General features: G+C 45.6%; 15 protein-coding genes and 1 riboswitch. Of the genes, 7 read left to right on the top strand and 8 right to left on the bottom strand.

Features of this window, described 5'->3' with window-relative positions:
- Nucleotides 1–125: 125 nt before the first annotated feature.
- Nucleotides 126–659 (top strand): DUF3332 domain-containing protein, encoded by a 534-nt coding sequence (locus AACU28_RS21255; protein ID WP_004735180.1) that lies wholly within the window; start codon nucleotides 126–128, stop codon nucleotides 657–659.
- An 83-nt stretch (nucleotides 660–742) separates the two neighbouring features.
- On the opposite strand, the gene dapD is transcribed toward AACU28_RS21255, so the two are convergent.
- From dapD to AACU28_RS21225, 6 genes are all read right to left on the bottom strand, one after another.
- Nucleotides 743–1,774 (bottom strand): 2,3,4,5-tetrahydropyridine-2,6-dicarboxylate N-succinyltransferase, encoded by a 1,032-nt coding sequence (gene dapD / locus AACU28_RS21250; RefSeq protein WP_121603556.1) that lies wholly within the window; start codon nucleotides 1,772–1,774, stop codon nucleotides 743–745.
- Between the two features lie 228 nt (nucleotides 1,775–2,002).
- A complete protein-coding gene (locus tag AACU28_RS21245; protein ID WP_017079911.1) occupies nucleotides 2,003–2,644 on the bottom strand; it encodes a MarC family protein in 642 nt (213 codons plus the stop codon).
- A gap of 228 nt (nucleotides 2,645–2,872) precedes the next feature.
- On the bottom strand, nucleotides 2,873–3,862 hold the full coding sequence (locus AACU28_RS21240; protein WP_102540266.1) for a GGGtGRT protein: 990 nt from the start codon (nucleotides 3,860–3,862) through the stop codon (nucleotides 2,873–2,875).
- 24 nt (nucleotides 3,863–3,886) lie between these two features.
- Nucleotides 3,887–4,579 (bottom strand): iron-sulfur cluster assembly scaffold protein, encoded by a 693-nt coding sequence (locus AACU28_RS21235; RefSeq protein ID WP_065206889.1) that lies wholly within the window; start codon nucleotides 4,577–4,579, stop codon nucleotides 3,887–3,889.
- 194 nt (nucleotides 4,580–4,773) lie between these two features.
- Nucleotides 4,774–4,857: riboswitch (Fluoride riboswitch) on the bottom strand.
- A gap of 155 nt (nucleotides 4,858–5,012) precedes the next feature.
- The gene (locus AACU28_RS21230) at nucleotides 5,013–5,306 is read right to left on the bottom strand and encodes a YebG family protein (protein ID WP_004735185.1); all 294 of its coding nucleotides are present in this window, start codon (nucleotides 5,304–5,306) and stop codon (nucleotides 5,013–5,015) included.
- Between the two features lie 88 nt (nucleotides 5,307–5,394).
- Nucleotides 5,395–6,291: a LysR family transcriptional regulator gene (locus tag AACU28_RS21225; protein WP_076677890.1), complete on the bottom strand. Its 897-nt coding sequence runs from the start codon at nucleotides 6,289–6,291 to the stop codon at nucleotides 5,395–5,397.
- A gap of 163 nt (nucleotides 6,292–6,454) precedes the next feature.
- On the opposite strand from AACU28_RS21225, the gene AACU28_RS21220 reads away from it, so the two are divergent.
- The 5 genes from AACU28_RS21220 (at nucleotide 6,455) to recD (ending at nucleotide 17,347) form a co-directional block, all read left to right on the top strand.
- A complete protein-coding gene (locus AACU28_RS21220; protein WP_183091205.1) occupies nucleotides 6,455–7,450 on the top strand; it encodes a TDT family transporter in 996 nt (331 codons plus the stop codon).
- 127 nt (nucleotides 7,451–7,577) lie between these two features.
- The gene (gene recC / locus AACU28_RS21215) at nucleotides 7,578–11,054 is read left to right on the top strand and encodes an exodeoxyribonuclease V subunit gamma (protein ID WP_121603554.1); all 3,477 of its coding nucleotides are present in this window, start codon (nucleotides 7,578–7,580) and stop codon (nucleotides 11,052–11,054) included.
- 6 nt (nucleotides 11,055–11,060) lie between these two features.
- The gene (locus AACU28_RS21210) at nucleotides 11,061–11,207 is read left to right on the top strand and encodes a hypothetical protein (RefSeq protein WP_175400154.1); all 147 of its coding nucleotides are present in this window, start codon (nucleotides 11,061–11,063) and stop codon (nucleotides 11,205–11,207) included.
- Between the two features lie 240 nt (nucleotides 11,208–11,447).
- A complete protein-coding gene (gene recB / locus AACU28_RS21205) occupies nucleotides 11,448–15,122 on the top strand; it encodes an exodeoxyribonuclease V subunit beta (RefSeq protein ID WP_121603553.1) in 3,675 nt (1,224 codons plus the stop codon).
- Entirely contained in the window at nucleotides 15,122–17,347 is a 2,226-nt protein-coding gene (gene recD, locus AACU28_RS21200) for an exodeoxyribonuclease V subunit alpha (protein ID WP_121603552.1), read from the top strand. Before recB ends, recD begins: the two co-directional genes overlap by 1 nt.
- Nucleotides 17,348–17,428: 81 nt before the next feature.
- Here the strand turns inward: recD and AACU28_RS21195 are convergent, their stop codons facing one another.
- Nucleotides 17,429–17,620 (bottom strand): hypothetical protein, encoded by a 192-nt coding sequence (locus AACU28_RS21195; RefSeq protein WP_004735192.1) that lies wholly within the window; start codon nucleotides 17,618–17,620, stop codon nucleotides 17,429–17,431.
- A gap of 283 nt (nucleotides 17,621–17,903) precedes the next feature.
- Complete coding sequence (argA, locus tag AACU28_RS21190) at nucleotides 17,904–19,241, bottom strand: amino-acid N-acetyltransferase (RefSeq protein ID WP_121603551.1); 1,338 nt, start codon at nucleotides 19,239–19,241, stop codon at nucleotides 17,904–17,906.
- Between the two features lie 163 nt (nucleotides 19,242–19,404).
- On the opposite strand from argA, the gene AACU28_RS21185 reads away from it, so the two are divergent.
- Entirely contained in the window at nucleotides 19,405–19,878 is a 474-nt protein-coding gene (locus AACU28_RS21185) for a DUF2850 domain-containing protein (protein WP_004735194.1), read from the top strand.
- Nucleotides 19,879–19,955 lie beyond the last annotated feature (77 nt).

Genomic DNA, 19,955 nt, shown 5'->3' with positions numbered 1-19,955 from the left:
AAATCTCCACTACGCTAAATGTTATGGAATCAATTTGTTAGGCCATCATTTCTTGTGTTCATACAAGAACAATTCAATTTGGCCGTTCAAAAACTGAATCAATCATCGTGGCATAAGAGGGATCTATGAAAACAACAATTACAAAAGCAGTTGCAGTGGCAGCGATTGTCATGTCGTTAGCTGGGTGTGTCGGTAGTAACGCCGTTACTGGGAAATTAATGAAGTTCAACGTTGAGGTTGTAGATAACCGTTACGCTCGTGCTGGGGTCAACTTCTTGCTTGCTCCAGTTTACGCTTTAACATTCGCAGCCGATTACATCGTATTTAACTCGATCGAATTCTGGGCAGGAAAAAACCCACTGACTGGCGCACCTCATATATTCGATAGTAAAGTCGATACTATGATTGATGTGAACGATAGCCTTGACGACTCACTGAAAGATGCCCCACTTGGGTTCAATAATCGCCATATTGAATGGGGTGAGATGCAACAGATCGATGAGAACACCATTCAAATGGATATCACCTATAACGATGGCCAGAAGGCTGTTCTGACGGGGGTTCGTGATGGTGACAAGGTCAGTTACTACATGGATGGAACATTGGTTTCAGAGACTTCGATTCAAGCTCTTGAACAGCTAGCAGCAGAAAAAGCATAACCTTCTCTGCTTTACCGCTATAAAAGAAAAGCCGCTGGATTTAACCCCAGCGGCTTCGTAGCATTTAGCATCTAGCGCGTAGATTAGTTGTTGCTGTGTAGCTCGCTGTTCAGTTCAACAGCTGACTTGTTCGCAAGACATTCAATTTGGCCAGTAATCGAGTTACGACGGAATAGAAGATCAGAAACACCAGCAAGGTCACGAGCTTTAATGATTTCTACTTCGTTGCCTTCTTTATCTAACATGCGAACCTTAGTACCCGCAGTCACGTAAAGACCAGACTCAACCGTACAACGGTCGCCCATTGGGAAGCCAAGACCAGCGTTTGCGCCTAGTAGGCAGTTTTCGCCGATAGAGATAACCATAGTACCGCCACCAGACAGAGTACCCATGATAGAAGCGCCGCCGCCGATGTCTGAACCGTTACCCACAACAACACCCGCAGAGATACGACCTTCAACCATGCTCACGCCAGTAGTACCCGCATTGAAGTTGATGAAACCTTCGTGCATTACCGTTGTGCCTTCGCCTACGTGTGCGCCAAGACGAACACGAGAAGTATCAGCAATACGAATACCTGTTGGTACTACGTAATCCACCATTTTAGGGAACTTGTCTACGCAATCTACAGACAGAGCGCGACCCGCAAGGCGAGCTTCGATTTGATGCTCTGGTAGCTCAGGAAGGTCGATTGGGCCTTCGTTAGTCCATGCGATGTTGTGCAGTAGACCGAAGATGCCGTCTAGTACTGTACCGTGTGGTTGTACTAGGCGGTTAGAGATAAGTTGTAGCTTTAGGAAGCCTTCAGCAACTGATGCTGGCTTCTCGTCAGTTGCAAGAACAACAAGAACAAGTGGCTGTTCAGACGCTGCCGCTTTTTCTGCGAAAGATGCGTTTGCTGCATCGTCGTTTGCTGCGAATGCTTTCGCTAGTTCTGCGCTTTGTGCAGCAGAGATTTCTATAGCTTGGTTGCCTTCAGCGTAACCTGACACTTCAGCTACAGCTGCTACAAGAGCGTCGCTTGGGTTTAGAAGTGGGTTAGGGAAGAACGCTTCAATGATTTTATTGTCGCGGTTTTTGGTTGCCGTACCGAAGGCTAGTGAAAAGTAAGCCATGTTGAATCTCCATGTGTTGAGTCTTGATTTTGCTATTCCATAACAGCGACTCGAATAACAAGCGCTGCCGTTAGCAAAGTTAATTTAATTGCGTTCATCATAAAGAGAGCGCCCTCGTTATGAAAGGGCGTATCGGGATAAAGTCTGTAAAATGATATTGCTTGTCTTTTGAGAGATAGTTTTCTGCAATGAGAAAATGATGCAGTTCAACGCAATTATGGTCGTACTCTAGATAAACAACGCCTTATAAGCCTGCTCAATCCCTTCAATCAACATCTGCATACCGATAACGGCGAGTATCAAGCCCATCATTCGAGTAATCACGTTTAGTGCACTTGGTCCGACAGCTTTAACGAAGCGTTCGCCGAATACAAATAAGACATAGGTTAGGGTGCAGAGGAGGCCAAATGCCACAATGGTAATGATGGTCTCGTAAATACCTTCGGTACTGGCGAAGTTCATCGCAGTGGCAATGGTGCCCGGTCCAGCCAGTATTGGCATAGCTAAAGGTGATACGGCGATACTTAGAGCTGCGTCTCGCTGGGCATCTGAGTTTACTTTCTCTTTTGCTTTTGAGTGTGTTGAATCACCTTGCAGCATGTGAAAGCCAATCAAAAAGACCAGAATGCCGCCAGTGATGCGCAGTGCGTATAGCGTGATACCAAAGAGGTCAAAGATCAGTTTGCCAGAGATTGCAAAAGTACTGACGATAACGAAGGCGATAAGCACCGATCGGAATGCGATAGATTTGACCGTTTCCCTGTCATTGTCACCGGTTAATCCAAGAAAGATTGGCGTATTAGCGATAGGGTTCATGATGGCAAAAAAGCCCATGAACACGGTAATGGTATGAATGATGAGCTCTTTCATATTATTCCTTTGAAAAGATGCAGTTAAATACCAATGGTTTGTGTATTTAATCTTAGATACAAATAATTATTAGAAATAGATAGTAGAGCAAGTGTGAATAAAAAACAGCCAGCATAAGGCTGGCTGTTTGGTTTTAGTGATAGGTGTAGAGTTTTGGTCATCCGTTATTGCTTGATTCTCAATTAACGGAATCAAGCAATGGATAGATTGCGGCGCTCAATTTTGTCGTTATGCGTTCAGAGATTCGCTCACTGCCACAGCCAATGCAACCGTCGCACCGACCATTGGGTTGTTACCCATACCGATGAAGCCCATCATTGCCACGTGAGCAGGGACAGAAGAGCTACCTGCGAACTGAGCATCAGCGTGCATTCTGCCCATGGTATCTGTCATGCCGTAAGACGCAGGACCTGCCGCTACGTTATCTGGGTGCAATGTTCGACCTGTACCGCCGCCTGAAGCAACTGAGAAGTATGGCAACCCTTGGCGAGTACGTTCTGCTTTGTAGATACCCGCTACTGGGTGCTGGAAGCGAGTTGGGTTGGTTGAGTTACCCGTAATACTCACATCCACTTCTTCTCTGTGCATAATCGCTACGCCTTCACGTACATCATCAGCGCCGTAACACAAGATGTCGCCACGAGGACCTTGTGAGAAACGGCGACGTTCTGCTTCAACAAGCTCACCTGTTTGGTAATCGTATTGAGTGCGCACGTAAGTGAAGCCGTTGATACGAGAGATGAGATAAGCCGCATCTTTACCTAGACCATTTAAGATCACTTTCAATGGGTTTTGACGCGATTTGTTGACGTTTAGCGCAATTTTAATCGCACCTTCAGCTGCAGCAAAAGACTCGTGACCAGCAAGAAAGGCGAAGCAGTGGCTCTCTTCATTGAGAAGACGAGCGGCTAGCGCACCATGTCCGATACCGACTTGGCGTTGTTCAGCAACACTGCCGGGTTTGGTAAATGCTTGGAGCCCTTCACCAATGATATTCGCTGCTTGTTCTGCGCTGGTGGCTTCGCGAAATATTGCTAGTGCTGAACCAAGGATATAAGCATCGGCAGCGCTTTCAAAAGCGATTGGTTGGGTATCCATCACCAAGGCTTTTGGATCAACGTTGTGGGCTTTACAGTATTGGTTCGCTTGCTCTAAAGAGTCGAAGTTCATTTCTGCCAATACGCGAGTTACTGATTCATTAAATTGAGTGTTCATCATATCTTTCCTCTAAATTGGCAAAAATTATTGTTGGCGTGGGTTAATGGTGGTTACGGCTTCATCGAAGCGACCGTAAGTTCCCATAGCAAGGTCTGCAGCTTCATTGGCTGACATACCTTGATTAATCGCCTTCATCATTTTGCCGAGGTTGAGATATTCGTAGCCAATCACTTCGCTATGGTCATCAAGTGCAAGCTTGGTCACGTAGCCCTCTGCAAGCTCTAGGTAACGAACGCCTTTCGCTGAGGTTGAATAGCTGGTACCTACTTGGCTACGTTGTGTTTGACCTAGGTCTTCCAATGCAGCGCCAATTTCTAGGCCGCCTTCAGAGAATGCAGATTGAGTTCGACCGTAAACAAATTGCAGAAAGATTTCGCGCATGGCTACGTTAATAGCGTCACACACTAAGTCAGTATTCAGAGCTTCAAGAATGGTTCTTCCGGTGAGGATTTCGGCTGCCATCGCGGCTGATTGAGTCATGCCTGAACAACCAATCGTTTCGATTAGTGCTTCTTCGATGATGCCGTTTTTTACGTTCAGCGTTAGTTTTGCTGCACCTTGTTGTGGTGCACAAGTGCCGACGCCATGGCTTAAGCCAGAAATAGCGATAACGTCTTTTGGACTAACCATAGCGCCTTCAACTGGAATTGGCGCTGAAGTGTGCAGATCACCCCTTTGAATAGGGCACATTGATTGAATTTCAGAAGAGTAGTGCATAATGTTTTCTCACAGTTAGAGTCATTGAAGACCTAGAGTGTTGAGAAAACAGGACGTGTTGGAAGAGGTGCGGCTAATTCACTACAGATCTTGAGTATCGATAATCCAAAGGTGTCATGAAGCTCGGTCTTAAGAGACTAAGCCCATTTCAAAATGGAGGAATAGCGATACATCCAACAGTATTACCTGTTTTCGATTCTGTAGGAGTCATTAGCACTGTTCGAAAGAACGGGCGGTTGAAGCAAAAGCTTAGGTGGAACCCCATCACCTGATGGCTATAGATTAGATCTTTATCACACTTTCATGCAAGCGAATGTTTAGAGCGATTTCGACTATAAACAGAGTTCATTATATTTCGATAAGTATAAAAAAACGCCAATAACGAGCTCTAATTAGAGGTGTCATTGACGTTTTCAACAGAGGTATCAGCTAGTTACGCTGCATCTTCTTCTGCGTCTTCAACAGCTTCAAGTTTCTTTTCTTTTTTCGGAGCTGGTTTGCGCTTAGCACCTAGTGCGTAAAGAACTTCTTCTTTATTCTTTGCTAGGTACATTGCAAGTTCTTCTTGCTTGCCTTCATCTTCAACTAAATCGCTTTTGCTTAACAGTTCAAAAAGCTCATCAGCCATATCTAGCATTTTGTCGTATGCGTCAGCTTCGGCTTTAGAGGTAAAAGTCATTTTCTCTTCTCCGTTGCGTTCGACCACGTACTTGACGATAACAGCCATGGTTAATCCTCTAAGTTTGATAAATTTTACTGGCTTTTTATACAGTTTCTGATGCAAAAAGTCCAGTTGATGACCTAACTATGCGGCCTCAATCTTGATGTGTAGCCCAGTCTTCACAATAACCCATGAAAGATTTCAGCAGCGGGCTCTGATATTTGTCTTTGTGCACCAGCATCCAGAATCGGCGTTTCATGTCGAGCGGGACATCGAGTGCTTTAACTCGGCCGGAATCAATTGCTCGTTGCGCCGCCAGTCGTGATAAACACGCGAATCCAAGATTGGCAGAAACTGAATTGATGATCGCCTCGGTGGTGTTGAGTTCAAAGGATTCATACCAGTGTTCGATACGCGGTGCGACTGCACGAAGGAAAAACTCGCGAGTCCCTGAGCCTGATTCACGTAGAATCCAGTGACTATCTTCTAAATCGCTTAAAGTCACTTTTTCTTTTGAAACGAGAGGATGTTGATTACTAACAATAATACACATTTCATCGCTGCTAAACTGACTCGAAATGAGTTCAGGGTGTAATGTTTTTCCTTCAATTAGCGCGATATCAAGTTCATAATCCACCAACTTTTGGCAGATCAGCGCACTGTTTGAAATGAACAAGCTTTGATCCTGATGTTGAGTTCGTTCACGAAAGCCAGACAGAATAAACGGTGCGACCTGATTACCAATTGTGTCACTCGCACCGACCTTTAGATTGCCACTTAAAGGCTGGTCGTCACGGAACAAAACATCAATACCAGCAGCACGATGTAATATCTCATCCGCCAAAGGAAGAAGCTTTTGTCCTTCTTGATTGAGAATTAATCGGTTATTAACCCGGTCAAATAGAGAGTGACCGAGTTGTTTCTCCATTTCGCCTAGCGCCATGCTGACAGCGGCCTTAGACAGAAACAGAGCCTCAGAGGCTGCGGTCAATGTCGAGTGCTGGGTAATAGTGACGAACACTTTGAGTTGTTTAATTGAAATATTAGCCATCAGATTCCTAGTTTTACTCTGCTGGTGAAAATGGATTCTGTTCAGTATTGATGAACACTTGTTATATATAATTGGATATTGTTTAACGAAGCGCAAGCGTATTATGGCTTCAACAAGCTGATGAGTTCACAAGTTTAGTGAATTAAGTTTAAGAGAGGCTGACATGATTCAACGTATTAAATATAGATTAACAGGAGCTCCAACACCCATGGCTGGGTTAGCACTCGCAATTGCAAGCTTAGGCTGGTGTTGGGATGGTGTTTTAGTCGCACAAGGTATCTTACACACACCGGGTTTGGTGCAGTGGATCAGTGCTGGCATTGCGGCGGTATTACTTCTTGTTTTAGCTGTGAAATTTTTGATTCACGGCCACTTATTACGTGAAGACCTTGCACATCCTGTTGTCGGCAGTGTTGTACCCACATTCGCGATGGGTTGTATGGTTGTTTCTGCTTCTTTGGCTCCAATTTCGACCTTCCTCAGCGAAAGTGTTTGGCTAGCATCTGTTGCATTACATGTTGTGTTCTTGGTGAGCTTTTTATACCACAGAGCAAAACAGTTTGAGATTCACCATATGGTTCCTAGCTGGTTTGTGCCACCAATCGGTATTATCGTGGCAGACGTTTCTTTTTCAGGTAACCCGATCTTAGAGCCCGTAGCTCACGCGACTTTAGTCTTTGGTTTATTGGTTTATGCGGTAATGCTACCTCTCATGATTTATCGTTTGATCTTCTCTCATGAAGTGCCAGATGCGGCGAAACCAACCATTGCGATTATGGCGGCACCAGCAAGTCTATCTCTAGCTGGCTACCTAACGGTGACGGCAAATCCTTCGCCAGTTATCATCGGTCTATTGTTTGGTATTGCAGTGCTAATGACGTTCATCATTTACGCAGCGTTCTTCAAACTACTTCGTCTGCCATTCAGCCCAGGCTATGCGGCGTTTACCTTCCCAATCGTGATTGGTGCAACGGCGTTATTCAAATTGGCGGCTTGGATGCAAACTGTTGGTGTGGAAGCTCACTATGTGGATCAAGTGTTCAACCTAGCGTATCTAGAATTGATTGTGGCAACGTTTGTAGTGGGTTATGTGGCGGTTCGTTATTACATGAATTACAAACCTCACCGTGTTCTAAGTGCGGTAGGTAGTAGATTGTAAGAAGCAATAGTTCAAAAGATAAACGGACCTTAAGTTTTCAGTATTTCATAAGCTTATATTCCTAATCCAAACACGGCACTTATGCTAATCTGGCTTTATATTGTGGCAAGATTAGCGTGAGTGCACTTTGTTTACTGTTTACCATTCCAATAAAGTTGATACTTTAAAAATCCTTCTCGTTCACTTAATCAAAAGTGATCCTTTAGCCAATCCTTTCGAAAAAGAGCAGATCTTGGTTCAGAGCCCAGGTATGTCTCAATGGCTTAAGATGGAACTCGCCAAAGAGTTTGGCGTAGCAGCAAATATCGATTTCCCACTTCCAGCAACCTTCATTTGGGATATGTTTACCCAAGTGCTTCCTGATGTACCTAAACGCAGTGCTTTTAACAAGGAAGCGATGACATGGAAGCTGATGAGTTTGCTACCCGCTAAGCTTGACCACCCTGATTTCTTGCCTCTGCAACGTTATCTTGAAAATGATGAAGATGACTCTAAGTTGTATCAATTGGCAGAGAAAATTGCCGATATCTTCGATGGTTACTTGGTGTATCGGCCTGAATGGATGGCGATGTGGGAGGCGGGAGAGCCCGTTGCTGAATTGGTCGATGATGAAGGGCAGCAAGAGCACCCTTGGCAACCGATTTTGTGGCAAGCACTCTATGAGCAAACCCTGTCTCAAGGCCAATCAAAATACCACCGTGGCAATTTGTACCACGACTTCATTGAAGCGTTAGCCAATCAACAAGGTCAACTGCAGCACCTACCTAAACGCTTGTTCGTGTTTGGTATTTCTTCGTTGCCTCCTCGTTATATGGATGCGCTGAAAGCACTCGGTGAACAGATCGATGTGCACTTGATGTTTACCAACCCTTGCCAACATTACTGGGGCGATATTCGCGACCGTAAATATTTGGCAAGAGTTGAAGCCCAGCGTCGCAAGCAGTTTGCGTTGGTTGATGGTTTACCTCAACTAGAAGGCGAAGTATCACCATTGAAAGATGGCATTGAAGCCAACGTTGAAGACGAACTGCATACCAGCCAAGCGGTCGGTAATAGCTTACTCGCATCTATGGGTAAATTAGGCAGAGATAACCTGTTCTTGCTATCTCAATCAGACAGCGAAGAGCATGAGTTCTTTATTGATGTTGAGAGGGATAACCTGCTTCATCAACTGCAAGCCGATATTCTCCAGTTAGAAGAACATCAAGACGACCACATATTAGATTCCAGCAACCATAAACAGGTGGTTGATCTTGGCGATCGCTCTCTGACCGTACATGCGTGTCACAGCCCTATGCGTGAGGTGGAAGTTCTTCATGATCAGCTGTTGGCGATGTTTGATGCCAACCCGACTCTGAAACCACGCGATATCATCGTGATGGTGTCCGACATTAATGCTTATAGCCCAGCGATTCAGGCAGTATTTGGTAATGCTCCGGGTGAGCGTTATATCCCTTACTCGATCTCTGATAGAACCGCAGATCAAGAAAGCCCCATTCTGACGGCCTTCATGCAGTTGGTCGCGCTACCGAATACGCGTTGTCTAGCCTCTGAGTTGCTAGAGCTGTTAGAAATTCCAGCGATGATGGCACGCTTTGGTATTGACGAGTTTCAATTCGAGCAAGCCAAGCAATGGGTTGAAGAGGCGGGCATTCGTTGGGGGGTTGATGCTTCAACTGCAACAGAATTTGATCTACCTGCGACCGAGCAAAATACTTGGCTATTCGGCATTCAGCGCATGCTATTGGGTTATGCGATGTCAGACTCTGCAGGTTTGTTTGAAACTGAACACTCTCCGATTGCCGCTTATAACGAAGTTCAAGGCATTAACGCCGAACTTGCAGGTAAGTTAGCGCACTTTATCGATCGTATTGCCCATTACCGCCAACGTTTAACTGAAACACAATCTATCGATATGTGGCGTGAAACCTTGCTGCAAATGATTGATGATTTCTTTGCAGTGGAGCTAGAAGGCGAGGTGGTGCTCAAATCGATTCGTGATGCACTTTCGCAACTGAACGAACAGCTTGATGATGCCTTGTACGAACAAGAACTGTCGCCAAGCATTATCTACCAGTACCTCAATAATAAGTTATCTGGCGCGCGTATTAGCCAGCGATTCTTAGCTGGCCAAGTTAACTTTTGTACCTTGATGCCGATGCGTTCTATTCCGTTCAAAACCGTCTGCTTGTTAGGTATGAATGATGGTGTTTACCCTCGCTCAATGCCGCCAGAAGGTTTTGATCTAATGAACGGACGCACACGACCGGGCGATCGTTCTCGTCGTGATGATGACCGCTATCTATTCTTAGAGGCGATGCTGTCGGCGCAAGAATGCTTGTACATCAGCTATGTCGGCCGTTCGATTCAAGATAATACTGAGCGAGTGCCATCGGTGCTCGTTTCAGAGTTGATAGAGTACTGCCAACAGAACTACTGTTTGAGTGAAGACCAAGCGCTACCAAGTGATGATTCAGGCATCAACCTGACTCAAGCGATTAGCTTTGAACACACCATGACACCGTTCAGCCCTGCTGCGTTTACTCAAGGTGATGCGAGCCATGTGCTGAGTTACGCCAAAGAGTGGCTTCCAGCGGCCAACCGTTCCGGTGAACGCAGTGGTGAATTTAATCGCGCCTTAGATGACTATTTGTTGGGTGCGACGTACCCGTTAGAACTCGATTTGGTTGAGTTACAGCGTTTTTGGCGTTTGCCAGTGCAGTACTTCTTTAATCGTCGTCTAAAAGTGGTGTTTGAGCCGCCACTTCCTGTTATGGAAGACGATGAGCCATTTGTACTTAATGGTTTAGAGAGTTTCCAACTTAAGGATGCTTTGCTGCAAGTGTTACTGGACCACCCTGAAGGCGCAGACGAAGCGGTTCGATTGTTTGTCTCTGAGCAAAAAGCACAGGGTCGTTTACCGGTCGGAGCCTTTGGTGATATCGAATTTGAAACCAACCGTGTTCAAGCGGAAGACTTAGCTAAAGAGATTCGATTTGTGAGCGGATCACCGCAACAAGATCTCGAAGTAAATATCGAATTTGATGTGTTAGGAGAAGGTAAGCCTGTTCGTTTGATGGGTTGGTTGACTCAAAACTATCAATCAGGTTTAGTGCGTTTTCGTAGCGGTAAAGTTCGTTCGCAAGATTACTTAGCCGCGTGGATCGATCACTTGTGTTGTGCCGTGATGGGCCATGGCAAAACGACCCATATTATTGGCTACGACAGAAAAGAGGGCGTTGTTCACCAAACGCTACAACCTATCGGCGATGCGCAGCAGGCGAAGAGTTTGCTGGCTGAATTAGTTCGACTGTTTTACCAAGGCATGACAGCCCCATTGCCGTATTTCCCGAAAACTGCCTTGGCTGGCGTTGAAGCGGGCTTTAGTCGTGGTAAATGGGTCGATGACGAAGAAAAGTCGCTTAAGAAAATGGCCGATACCTTTAATGACAGCTTCGCCTTCACGGGCGAGGGTAGAGATACCTACATCTCACGAATCTGGTCTAAATGGGACGATGAATTGGCTACTGAGTCGCGCATGTATTCAACGCTTGTGCTACAGGCGGCAAGGTTGGCTGCTGCCGATCTGGAAGATCAGGAGTAACTGGTTGTGATCGACAAGATCGATAACGAGTGTGCTGAATTAATGAAAAACGAAAGAGAGTTGCTGGTCAGCATTTGGGATGCTTGCTTTCAAGGTGAAGAGAAGCAAGGTACAGGAAATAAAGTGGCCGCCAGTAAATCATTATTAGTGTAGGGCGTTCGCTGTACGGCCACAGGTCAGAGGGACCATTATTCTGTGGTTCAAAGTAACGCATGAGTATAAAACTCGTAGGCGATCCTGAACTCGTGGGCGCATAGTAGCGAGGCGATCTGAATTGATCCGTGAGAGAGATCGCACTAACTATTAACAAAATGGCGTAGGACGTAAATTGAATGACATTTTCTACGCTAGGTCACATTTGTAACAAACTAATTTATCAGAAGGCAGTAAGGCATGACGACCACAAGCAGTGTTCAGGTAATCGCTCCACAGACACTCGATACGATGACGTTTCCACTTCATGGCGCGCGTTTAATTGAAGCATCAGCGGGTACGGGTAAAACATTTACTATTGCTGGCTTGTATTTGCGCTTACTGCTGGGGCACGGCACTGCTGCGCCGCTAGGCGATCTGACTGAAGCCACTCGACATCATGAGCCGCTAACCGTAGACCAAATTCTGGTGGTGACCTTTACTGAAGCGGCAACGGCTGAGCTGCGAGATCGTATCCGTGCTCGAATCCATGATGCGCGTATTGCGTTTGCACGTGGGCAAAGTGACGACCCAGTGATTGCGCCTTTGTTACAAGCAATCGATGATCATGCTGGCGCGGCAAAAACTCTTCTTAACGCTGAAAGACAAATGGATGAAGCAGCGGTCTACACCATTCACGGTTTCTGTCAGCGAATGTTGACTCAAAATGCCTTCGAGTCTGGAAGCCGCTTTGATAATGAATTTGTGACCGATGAAAGCCATCTGAAAGCGCAAGTGGTAGCCGACTATTGGCGTAAGCAGTTTTACCCGCTGCCAATTCGATTGGCTGGCGAAGTGCGAAATATTTGGGGATCTCCCGCTTCGTTATTGGCTGACGTAAATCGCTATCTGACGGGTTCTCCACTAAAGCTAACCGTGGAAGCAATGTCGGGTGACTTGCAAACTCTACACGACCAAAACCTAGATAAAGTTAAGCAACTTAAGGCGTTGTGGTGCGAATCCGAAGCGGACTTTTTGGCTTTGATCTCAGGTTCAGATGTGAACAAGCGCAGCTACACCAAGAAGTCTTTGCCTACTTGGTTAGAAGCCGTCACAGCATGGGCGCAGAGCGACACTCATGATTACCAGTTTCCAGATAAACTAGAGAAGTTCTCACAAGCAACGTTAATTGAAAAAACACCGAAAGGCACTGCACCTCAGCACGCCGTTTTCGAAGCGATTGAGGACTTCTTAAATTCTCCAGCAGATCTAAAAGCTCCATTGCTGGCGCATGCGATTACTCATTGTCGAACCATGTTAGCTAAGGCTAAACAGCAGAAGCAGTGGTTATCGTTTGATGATTTGCTGACCCAGTTATCCGCGTCCATTGATGTGGATGAGCAATCACTGCTGGTGGAGAGAATCCGCACCTTATACCCAGTGGCGATGATTGATGAATTCCAAGATACCGATCCGCTGCAATACAGTATTTTTAGCCGAATCTATCTCGATAATCCGCAGTGTGGCTTGTTTATGATCGGTGACCCGAAGCAGGCTATCTATGGTTTCCGCGGTGCAGATATCTTTACCTATATCAAGGCGAGAAACCAAGTTAGTGCTCACTACACGCTAGGGACTAACTGGCGTTCAAGCGCCGACATGGTCAGTGCGGTAAACCAAGTATTTATGAATTCGGATAGCCCGTTTATCTACGACCAAGACATTCCATTTTTGCCCGTCGCAGCGAGCCCATCGGCTGATAAACGCCAATGGGTAATGAACGGAGAAACTCAGCACGCACTGACCTTTTGGCTGCAAGATGCTGAAGATAAGCCATTACCAAAAGGCGAATATCACAAAGCCATGGCTGAGGCGACGGCGAGTCAAATTCAAACTATTCTGACTGCTTCTCAAAATCAACAAGCCTATTTTGATAACGGCAAAAAACAACATGCCGTGAATGCGGGTGATATTGCTGTCTTGGTTCGAACCGGTAGTGAAGGTCGCCTAATTAAAAATGCGTTGTCGGAACAAGGCATTGCGAGCGTGTACTTGTCTAACCGAGACAGTGTATTCACCAGCTTGGTCGCGCAAGATATTCAACGCCTATTGCAGGCGGTGTTGACACCGGAAAATGACCGTGCGTTGCGCGCCAGTTTAGCCTCCGAGTTGTTTGCTCTGGATGCGGCTTCATTGGATGAACTCAACAACGATGAAGTAGTGTGGGAAAACGTCGTTAACGAATTTCGAGAATACCGCAAGCTGTGGATACAGCGCGGTGTGTTACCAATGCTGCGCAGTGTGATCAGTAAACGACATCTCGCGGAACGCTTACTGGAAGAAGAAAATGGTGAGCGCTCACTCACTGATTTGATGCACATTGGCGAATTGCTACAACAAGCAAGGCAGGAACTCGACAGTGACTATGGCTTACTGCGTTGGTTGGCGGAAGCGATATCAGATGCACAAAATGGTTTAGGTGGCAGTGACGACGACATTCAACGCCTTGAATCAGAAAGAAACTTGGTTCAAATCGTTACAATTCATAAGTCGAAAGGTTTGGAATATGACTTAGTATTCCTGCCGTTTGTCGCAAGTTACCGAGAAGCGAGTGAAGGCAAGTTCTACGACCATGATTCCGATACCACAGTGCTTGATATTACCGGTAGCGACAGTGCTTTAGCGCAAGCCGACAAAGAGCGATTGGCGGAAGACTTACGTTTGATTTACGTGGCGCTGACTCGTGCTGTTTATGGATGTTTCATTGGCATGGCACCGCTACGTAAAGGGCGTTCAACTAAAGAGCCAACTGGCGTTCACTTAAGTGCGATGGGCTACTTGGTTCAAAACGGACAAGAACAAGGCATTGCTGAGTTGAATCAAGCTTTGTCAGCGATTGAGAGTAAGAATTCAAGCGTATTACTGTCTGAAACGCCTACCGCGCACGAGCACGTTTTTGTACAGACAGAGCAAGTGAGTGAAGACTTACATGCTAGTGAATTGAAGGCTTCAATTGACCGAGCTTGGCGAATCACCAGTTACTCGGGGCTTATAAAACAAGGCAGTCACGGCGCAAGTCATGATGCCACGATTGAGGTGTCTGGCTTTGATATTGATTCGGCGGATGAACAAGACGAGTCTGAGTTGATAGAACCTGAACGTTCTATATTCACGTTCCCTCGTGGCGCTCGTCCGGGAACCTTCTTACATACCTTGTTTGAGGATGTTGAATTTACCGAGCCAGCAACCAGCGAGCATAACACGCAAGTAATCACTCACTTATTAGAGTCAGAGCAATACGAACTAGAGTGGTTACCTGTGCTTCAACTACTGGTCGATACCGTTCTTAATACAGCATTGGACGGTAAAAACTTAAAGCTAAGCGAGAAAGATTCGACGCAACGTTTAGTTGAGATGGAGTTCTTATTGCCGATCGAAGTGTTGGCTGCATCTGAGCTCAATCAAACCATTCAGTATCATGATCCCTTGTCGGCAAAAGCGGGTGACCTAGGTTTTCAAACTGTACAAGGCATGCTGAAAGGCTTTATCGATTTGGTGTTTGAGCATCAAGGTAAATACTATGTACTCGACTGGAAATCGAACCATCTAGGTGATGACGTTGCCGTCTACCATGGTGAAGCATTGAAATCGGCGATGGCCGACCACCGCTACGATCTGCAATATCAAATCTATGCGCTGGCACTGCACCGCTTCTTACGCAGTCGCGTTGCAGATTACAGTTATGAACAACATTTCGGTGGGGTTTATTACTTGTTCCTAAGAGGAATGGATGGCCAATCACAACAAGGTGTTTTCTCGGCTAAACCCACATTGGCTTTGCTCGATGAAATGGATCAATTGATTGACGGTAAAGTGATAGACAGACGTTCAGCGCAATTGAATGACGATGAAACTGGACAGATGGGGCTTCTATAATGACAACAACGACCAATAATACCGGTATGGAAACTGCGAACTCTGTAAAGCCAGTTTCACTTATCCCTGAACAGCTCATGGATGTACTCAAGTTCCTTGCGGATAAGGGCTCAATTCGTCAACTGGATTATCAGTTTGCCCGTTTTATTGCGCAGCAAGCGACGAGTCACTCTCAAGAGATCGGTTTTCTCGCTGGGGTGGTGAGCCATGAGTTGGGCAAGGGTCATATTTGTACTCAGCTTATACAGCAGCATACGGTAGGCCCTGAACAAACGGCAGAACTTGCTCAGTTACTTGGTTTGTATGGTGAGACGGCACTGCAACTGAACCAAAAATTGCTAGGTATTGATTGGGCTACTGTTCTGCAATCATCTAACTTAGTGGGTACGACCAATGATTGTGTTAAGCCGCTAATGTTCGATGGGCAACGTGTCTACTTACAGCGTTACTGGAACTATGAGGTTGTGTTGGCTGAGACCTTAAACCGTTTAAGTAAGCCTGTAGAGTTCAACACTGAGCAGAAAAAAGCGCTAACCGAAACGTTGAATCAGTTATTCGCACGCAGTTACCATTTTCTGTTTAATGCCTTAGCCAAGGCTGAAGCAAACCAACAAACGTCTCAGGTATTACGCCAACAACTGGTGTGTGACCATCTAGATATTGTGAATGAGCAGGTTCTAGATTGGGGCGCGATAGACCAAGCGATTGTTCAAGCCAAGCAAGTGACAGATTTAGATGCGCTGGATAGCCTCGTGCCGTTATCTGTCTGTTTGAACTGGCAAAAGGTCGCGGCAGCGGTGGCGTTAAGTCGACGTTTTGCTGTTATTTCTGGCGGACCGGGCACCGGTAAAACGACCACGGTAACTAAGTTACTGTCGGCGATGGTCGAGCAATCGCTAAGCCAAGGTAAAACACCGACGATCAAGCTAGTGGCACCGACAGGTAAAGCAGCGGCGCGTTTAACCGAGTCGATTGGTAAAGCGATTGAGCAGCTGCCATTAGCACCTGAAGTAAAGGCCAACATACCGACTGAATCCAGTACTTTACATAGGTTACTCGGCGCGATTCCTAATCGAGCGGAATTTAGACATAACCGACGTAATCCACTTCACCTTGATATATTGGTAGTGGATGAAGCTTCTATGGTTGATCTGTCGATGATGTATAAGCTGGTGGATGCACTTCCTGAGCACGCAAGGCTCATCTTATTGGGTGATAAAGACCAACTCGCTTCAGTAGAGGCAGGTGCTGTGCTCGGTGATATCTGTTCGTTCAACTCTGCAGGGTACAGCACAGCGCAAGGCAATTTGATTGCAGAGATGACAGGTTTTGACGCGATAGCTAAACCAAGGCAAGACAAAGCTGGATCGGTGAATCCGCCTGCGATTGCAGATAGCTTGTGTATGCTGCAGAAGAGTTATCGTTTCGATGCGCGTTCAGGTATCGGCCAACTGGCAAAAGCGATCAATAACGGCTCGGCGAGTCAAGTAGACCAAGTCTTTGCCAAAGGGTTTGATGACATCGAAAACCATCCCTTGTCGAGTGACAGCTATAACTTGATGCTGCGAACTTTGGTCAATGAATATGGTGCGTATCTGAATCGAATGAATGTGCCGTTAGAAGAATTAGAAACCCAAGAAGCGAGAGCGAAATCTGTGCTCGATTTGTTCAGCCAATGTCGATTGCTGTGTTCTATTCGTGAAGGGGACTTTGGTGTTAAAGGCCTCAACCACAGAATCGAAAGGGCGCTTGCCGCAAGACGTTTGGTGAGCCCTCATAATGATGAGCTGTGGTATCACGGGCGACCAGTCATGGTGACGCGTAATGATCATGGTTTAGGTTTGTACAATGGTGATATTGGTATCTGTATGCTCGAAGCCGATTCAACGACTTTAGAGTCAAATAGTGCGAATTCCACACCTCGACTGAAGGTGTATTTTGAGTTGCCAGATGGCAGTGTGAAAGCCGTGCTTCCAAGCCGAGTACCCGATCATGAGACCGCTTATGCGATGACGATACACAAATCTCAAGGCAGTGAGTTTGATCTGACCTTAATGATCTTGCCGCCTGATTTCAGCCCTATTTTAACGCGGGAGCTTATCTATACCGGTATTACACGTGCGAAGAAACGACTGATGATGTTCAGCGATACCAACGTGTTGAAGCGTGGGATTAAGGTGAAAACAGAGCGAGTGAGTGGTTTAGGCAGTCGCTTAACGAATTAGTCGTTAATGGCCGCTAGAAAAGGGCTTGAACTTAGAGCTAGATAAACACAAAGCAACCATCCCTGGTTGCTTTGAACGTTATTAAGACTCTTTGCTTAAAAACGCTCGAGTAAACGATATATGGTTTATCTTGTACTTTGCTTGGCAATTCAAAATAAACTCTTTTAGATTCTCGCTAACAGGGAACACGCAGTGTACGTCTAGCCCTTCTAAGAATTGGTTATCAGCCATATCCCAAAAACTTTGCAGCGAGTTACAAACAATGGTTCTCATATCAATGTTGCTCTTTTTGCTGTTTATATTAACGAGCAGAGCTAATGGTTAGCATGCTGACCGTCAACGGGTATAGCAATCCGTGCAGTGACCATCTCAATGAGTTCGATATGACTATCGAGATGGCAATTCCAATAAAAACATTTGTTAATATTATAAAGCGCCTAAATTCTATACAATTATTCGTGTGAGTGAAAGTGCATATTTGATAAATCTCATATAGTAAACGATTACATTTGCAATTATTTTTCCATTAAATTGAGATTCCGCTCCAAAACTTTATTTATACGTTTAGCGCTAAGATTTTTGAGTTTCTCTGATAGTTGTATAGCCCTTGTTTTTCCATCGGTAACTCGTCCACGCCTATCTCGTAAAACCCCTGCTCACGGAACCAGTGAAGGCTGTGCGTAGTAAGGACAAAGATCTGGTCGATATCACGAGATTTTGATTGGTGGCGCATGTAATCCAGAAGTAACTGTCCACGGTTTCCATCGCGATAGTCTGGGTGGATAGCAACACAGGCCATCTCTGCCATGTGGTCTTCTGGATACGCGTATAGCGCAGCGCAACCAATAATTAGGCCGTCTTTTTCGATAATGGTAAAGCGATAGATCTCTTGCTCTAACTGCTCTCTTGAACGGCGAACTAAGATGCCTTGTTCTTCCAGTGGACGAATGAGGTGAAAGATGCCACCGATATCATCAATCTGAGCTTGTCTTACTTGCTCGGCACTTGCCATGACCACTTGGGTGCCAATACCATCAAAAGAGAATAGCTCTTGAATTAATGCGCCATCCACTTTGTAGCTGATTAGATGACAACGAGGCACCCCAGCACGACAAGCAGAGATAGCACCTTTTAAGAAGCGTAATGTACCAGTGCTCATATCTTCTTTAGGGTTCTGAGATTCCGTTAAGCGTTCTAGAATTTGCTTGGCGTCTTTAGGGAAGAGTTCAGCGAGCACATTACCGCTTTCATCGGTTACCCCTTGCTCTGAGCAAAAACCAATCAGCTTGTCGGCCTTTAAACGAATAGCAACTTGGGTTGCGACCTCTTCAGAAAGCAGATTAAAGCTTTCGCCAGTCACGGAGCTAGCAATAGGCCCAAGAAGGACGATAGAACCTTGGTCAAGTGTGCGATTAATCCCTTCGATGTCTATTCTACGAATACGCCCGCTGTGGCAATAATCCGTACCATCATCGACACCTAGCGGCTGAGCGGTAATGAAGTTACCACTCATTACATTGAGTTGAGTGCCTGCCATCGGGGTGTTGTTTAGACTCATTGAAAGTCGAGCTGTGATGGCAAGTTGTAGTTGGCCAGCAGCCTGCATCGCGACACCTAAAGAATATTCGTCAGTAACTCTAATATTCTTATGGTAAGGCGTGTGGCAATCTTGCCTTGCTAATAGTTGGTTGATCTGTGGTCTTGCTCCGTGAACGAGAACAATTTTTACCCCAAGGCTGTGGAGTAAGGCTATATCGCTAATTATGTTGCCAAAGTTTCTATCGGCAACGGCTTCGCCACCAAGCATAATAACCATGGTTTTGCCACGGTGAGCGTTCACGTAAGGGGTTGATTGTCTGAAACCTTTTACTAGCGCTGTACTTCTTAATTTCACAGAACAAGTCCATTTGTGTTTATTTATTCGCTAATTTAGCATTTAAATTCAAATATAAACAACACCTTTTTTGGAATAAAGCGCAAACTATTCTCATCTAGGGTTCATTATATAAACTGTCTCAGTGTAGAATGCATATAGCATCTTTATGAGTCGTAACCGAATGCAACAAGCTCCAGCAACAAAGAACAAAATCGATGAGATTACCCAAGGCCTCTACAGTGAAGTTGAGCAACGCAATCAATCTAAGTTGAAGCGTAAGATTATTGAACGCTGTTTAATGGTTTTAGCTTTGGTGGGATCGTTTGCTGTGGTTTCCTTATTCGGTGATGTGCTTTCCCGAGTACAAGATGCGGCAACGCCCGACAATCTGATATACGGTACGTGGGTAGAGCAGGACGTTGCACATTATGCGACAGACGAATTTCGACTAAATGCTAATGGCGTGTCAGTGCGTGGGTCTGTTGTTTCGACGAGTTTTGACTTTGATGGTAACTACTTCGAATATAAAGCGGGTGATAAAACCTATCGCTTCCGCATGACCAATTCTGACAACACAGAAATGGTGCTCGATTCTGATAATCACTACAATCCCGTCTTCCGCCTTAAAGGCCATATCGAGAACTCAGTCCGATAGGTTATCTTATTGTAAACTCTTACAATCTACGATTGTGTTATCTGACTGTTTTTGTCATCCTCGATGCATAGAATTTT

The organism is Vibrio sp. SBT000027 (assembly GCF_963894355.1).
Classification (GTDB): domain Bacteria; phylum Pseudomonadota; class Gammaproteobacteria; order Enterobacterales; family Vibrionaceae; genus Vibrio; species Vibrio splendidus.
The sequence above is the reverse complement of the archived record's forward strand: the minus strand, read 5'-3'. Positions and strand labels throughout refer to the sequence as shown.

What these genes read in the sequence shown, in the direction of transcription:
- AACU28_RS21255 (WP_004735180.1), top strand. Translation starts at nt 126, where the DNA reads ATGAAAACAACAATTACAAAAGCAGTTGCAGTGGCAGCGATTGTCATG.
- dapD (WP_121603556.1), bottom strand. Translation starts at nt 1,774, where the DNA reads ATGGCTTACTTTTCACTAGCCTTCGGTACGGCAACCAAAAACCGCGAC.
- AACU28_RS21245 (WP_017079911.1), bottom strand. Translation starts at nt 2,644, where the DNA reads ATGAAAGAGCTCATCATTCATACCATTACCGTGTTCATGGGCTTTTTT.
- AACU28_RS21240 (WP_102540266.1), bottom strand. Translation starts at nt 3,862, where the DNA reads ATGATGAACACTCAATTTAATGAATCAGTAACTCGCGTATTGGCAGAA.
- AACU28_RS21235 (WP_065206889.1), bottom strand. Translation starts at nt 4,579, where the DNA reads ATGCACTACTCTTCTGAAATTCAATCAATGTGCCCTATTCAAAGGGGT.
- AACU28_RS21230 (WP_004735185.1), bottom strand. Translation starts at nt 5,306, where the DNA reads ATGGCTGTTATCGTCAAGTACGTGGTCGAACGCAACGGAGAAGAGAAA.
- AACU28_RS21225 (WP_076677890.1), bottom strand. Translation starts at nt 6,291, where the DNA reads ATGGCTAATATTTCAATTAAACAACTCAAAGTGTTCGTCACTATTACC.
- AACU28_RS21220 (WP_183091205.1), top strand. Translation starts at nt 6,455, where the DNA reads ATGATTCAACGTATTAAATATAGATTAACAGGAGCTCCAACACCCATG.
- recB (WP_121603553.1), top strand. Translation starts at nt 11,448, where the DNA reads ATGACGACCACAAGCAGTGTTCAGGTAATCGCTCCACAGACACTCGAT.
- recD (WP_121603552.1), top strand. Translation starts at nt 15,122, where the DNA reads ATGACAACAACGACCAATAATACCGGTATGGAAACTGCGAACTCTGTA.
- AACU28_RS21195 (WP_004735192.1), bottom strand. Translation starts at nt 17,620, where the DNA reads ATGAGAACCATTGTTTGTAACTCGCTGCAAAGTTTTTGGGATATGGCT.
- AACU28_RS21185 (WP_004735194.1), top strand. Translation starts at nt 19,405, where the DNA reads ATGCAACAAGCTCCAGCAACAAAGAACAAAATCGATGAGATTACCCAA.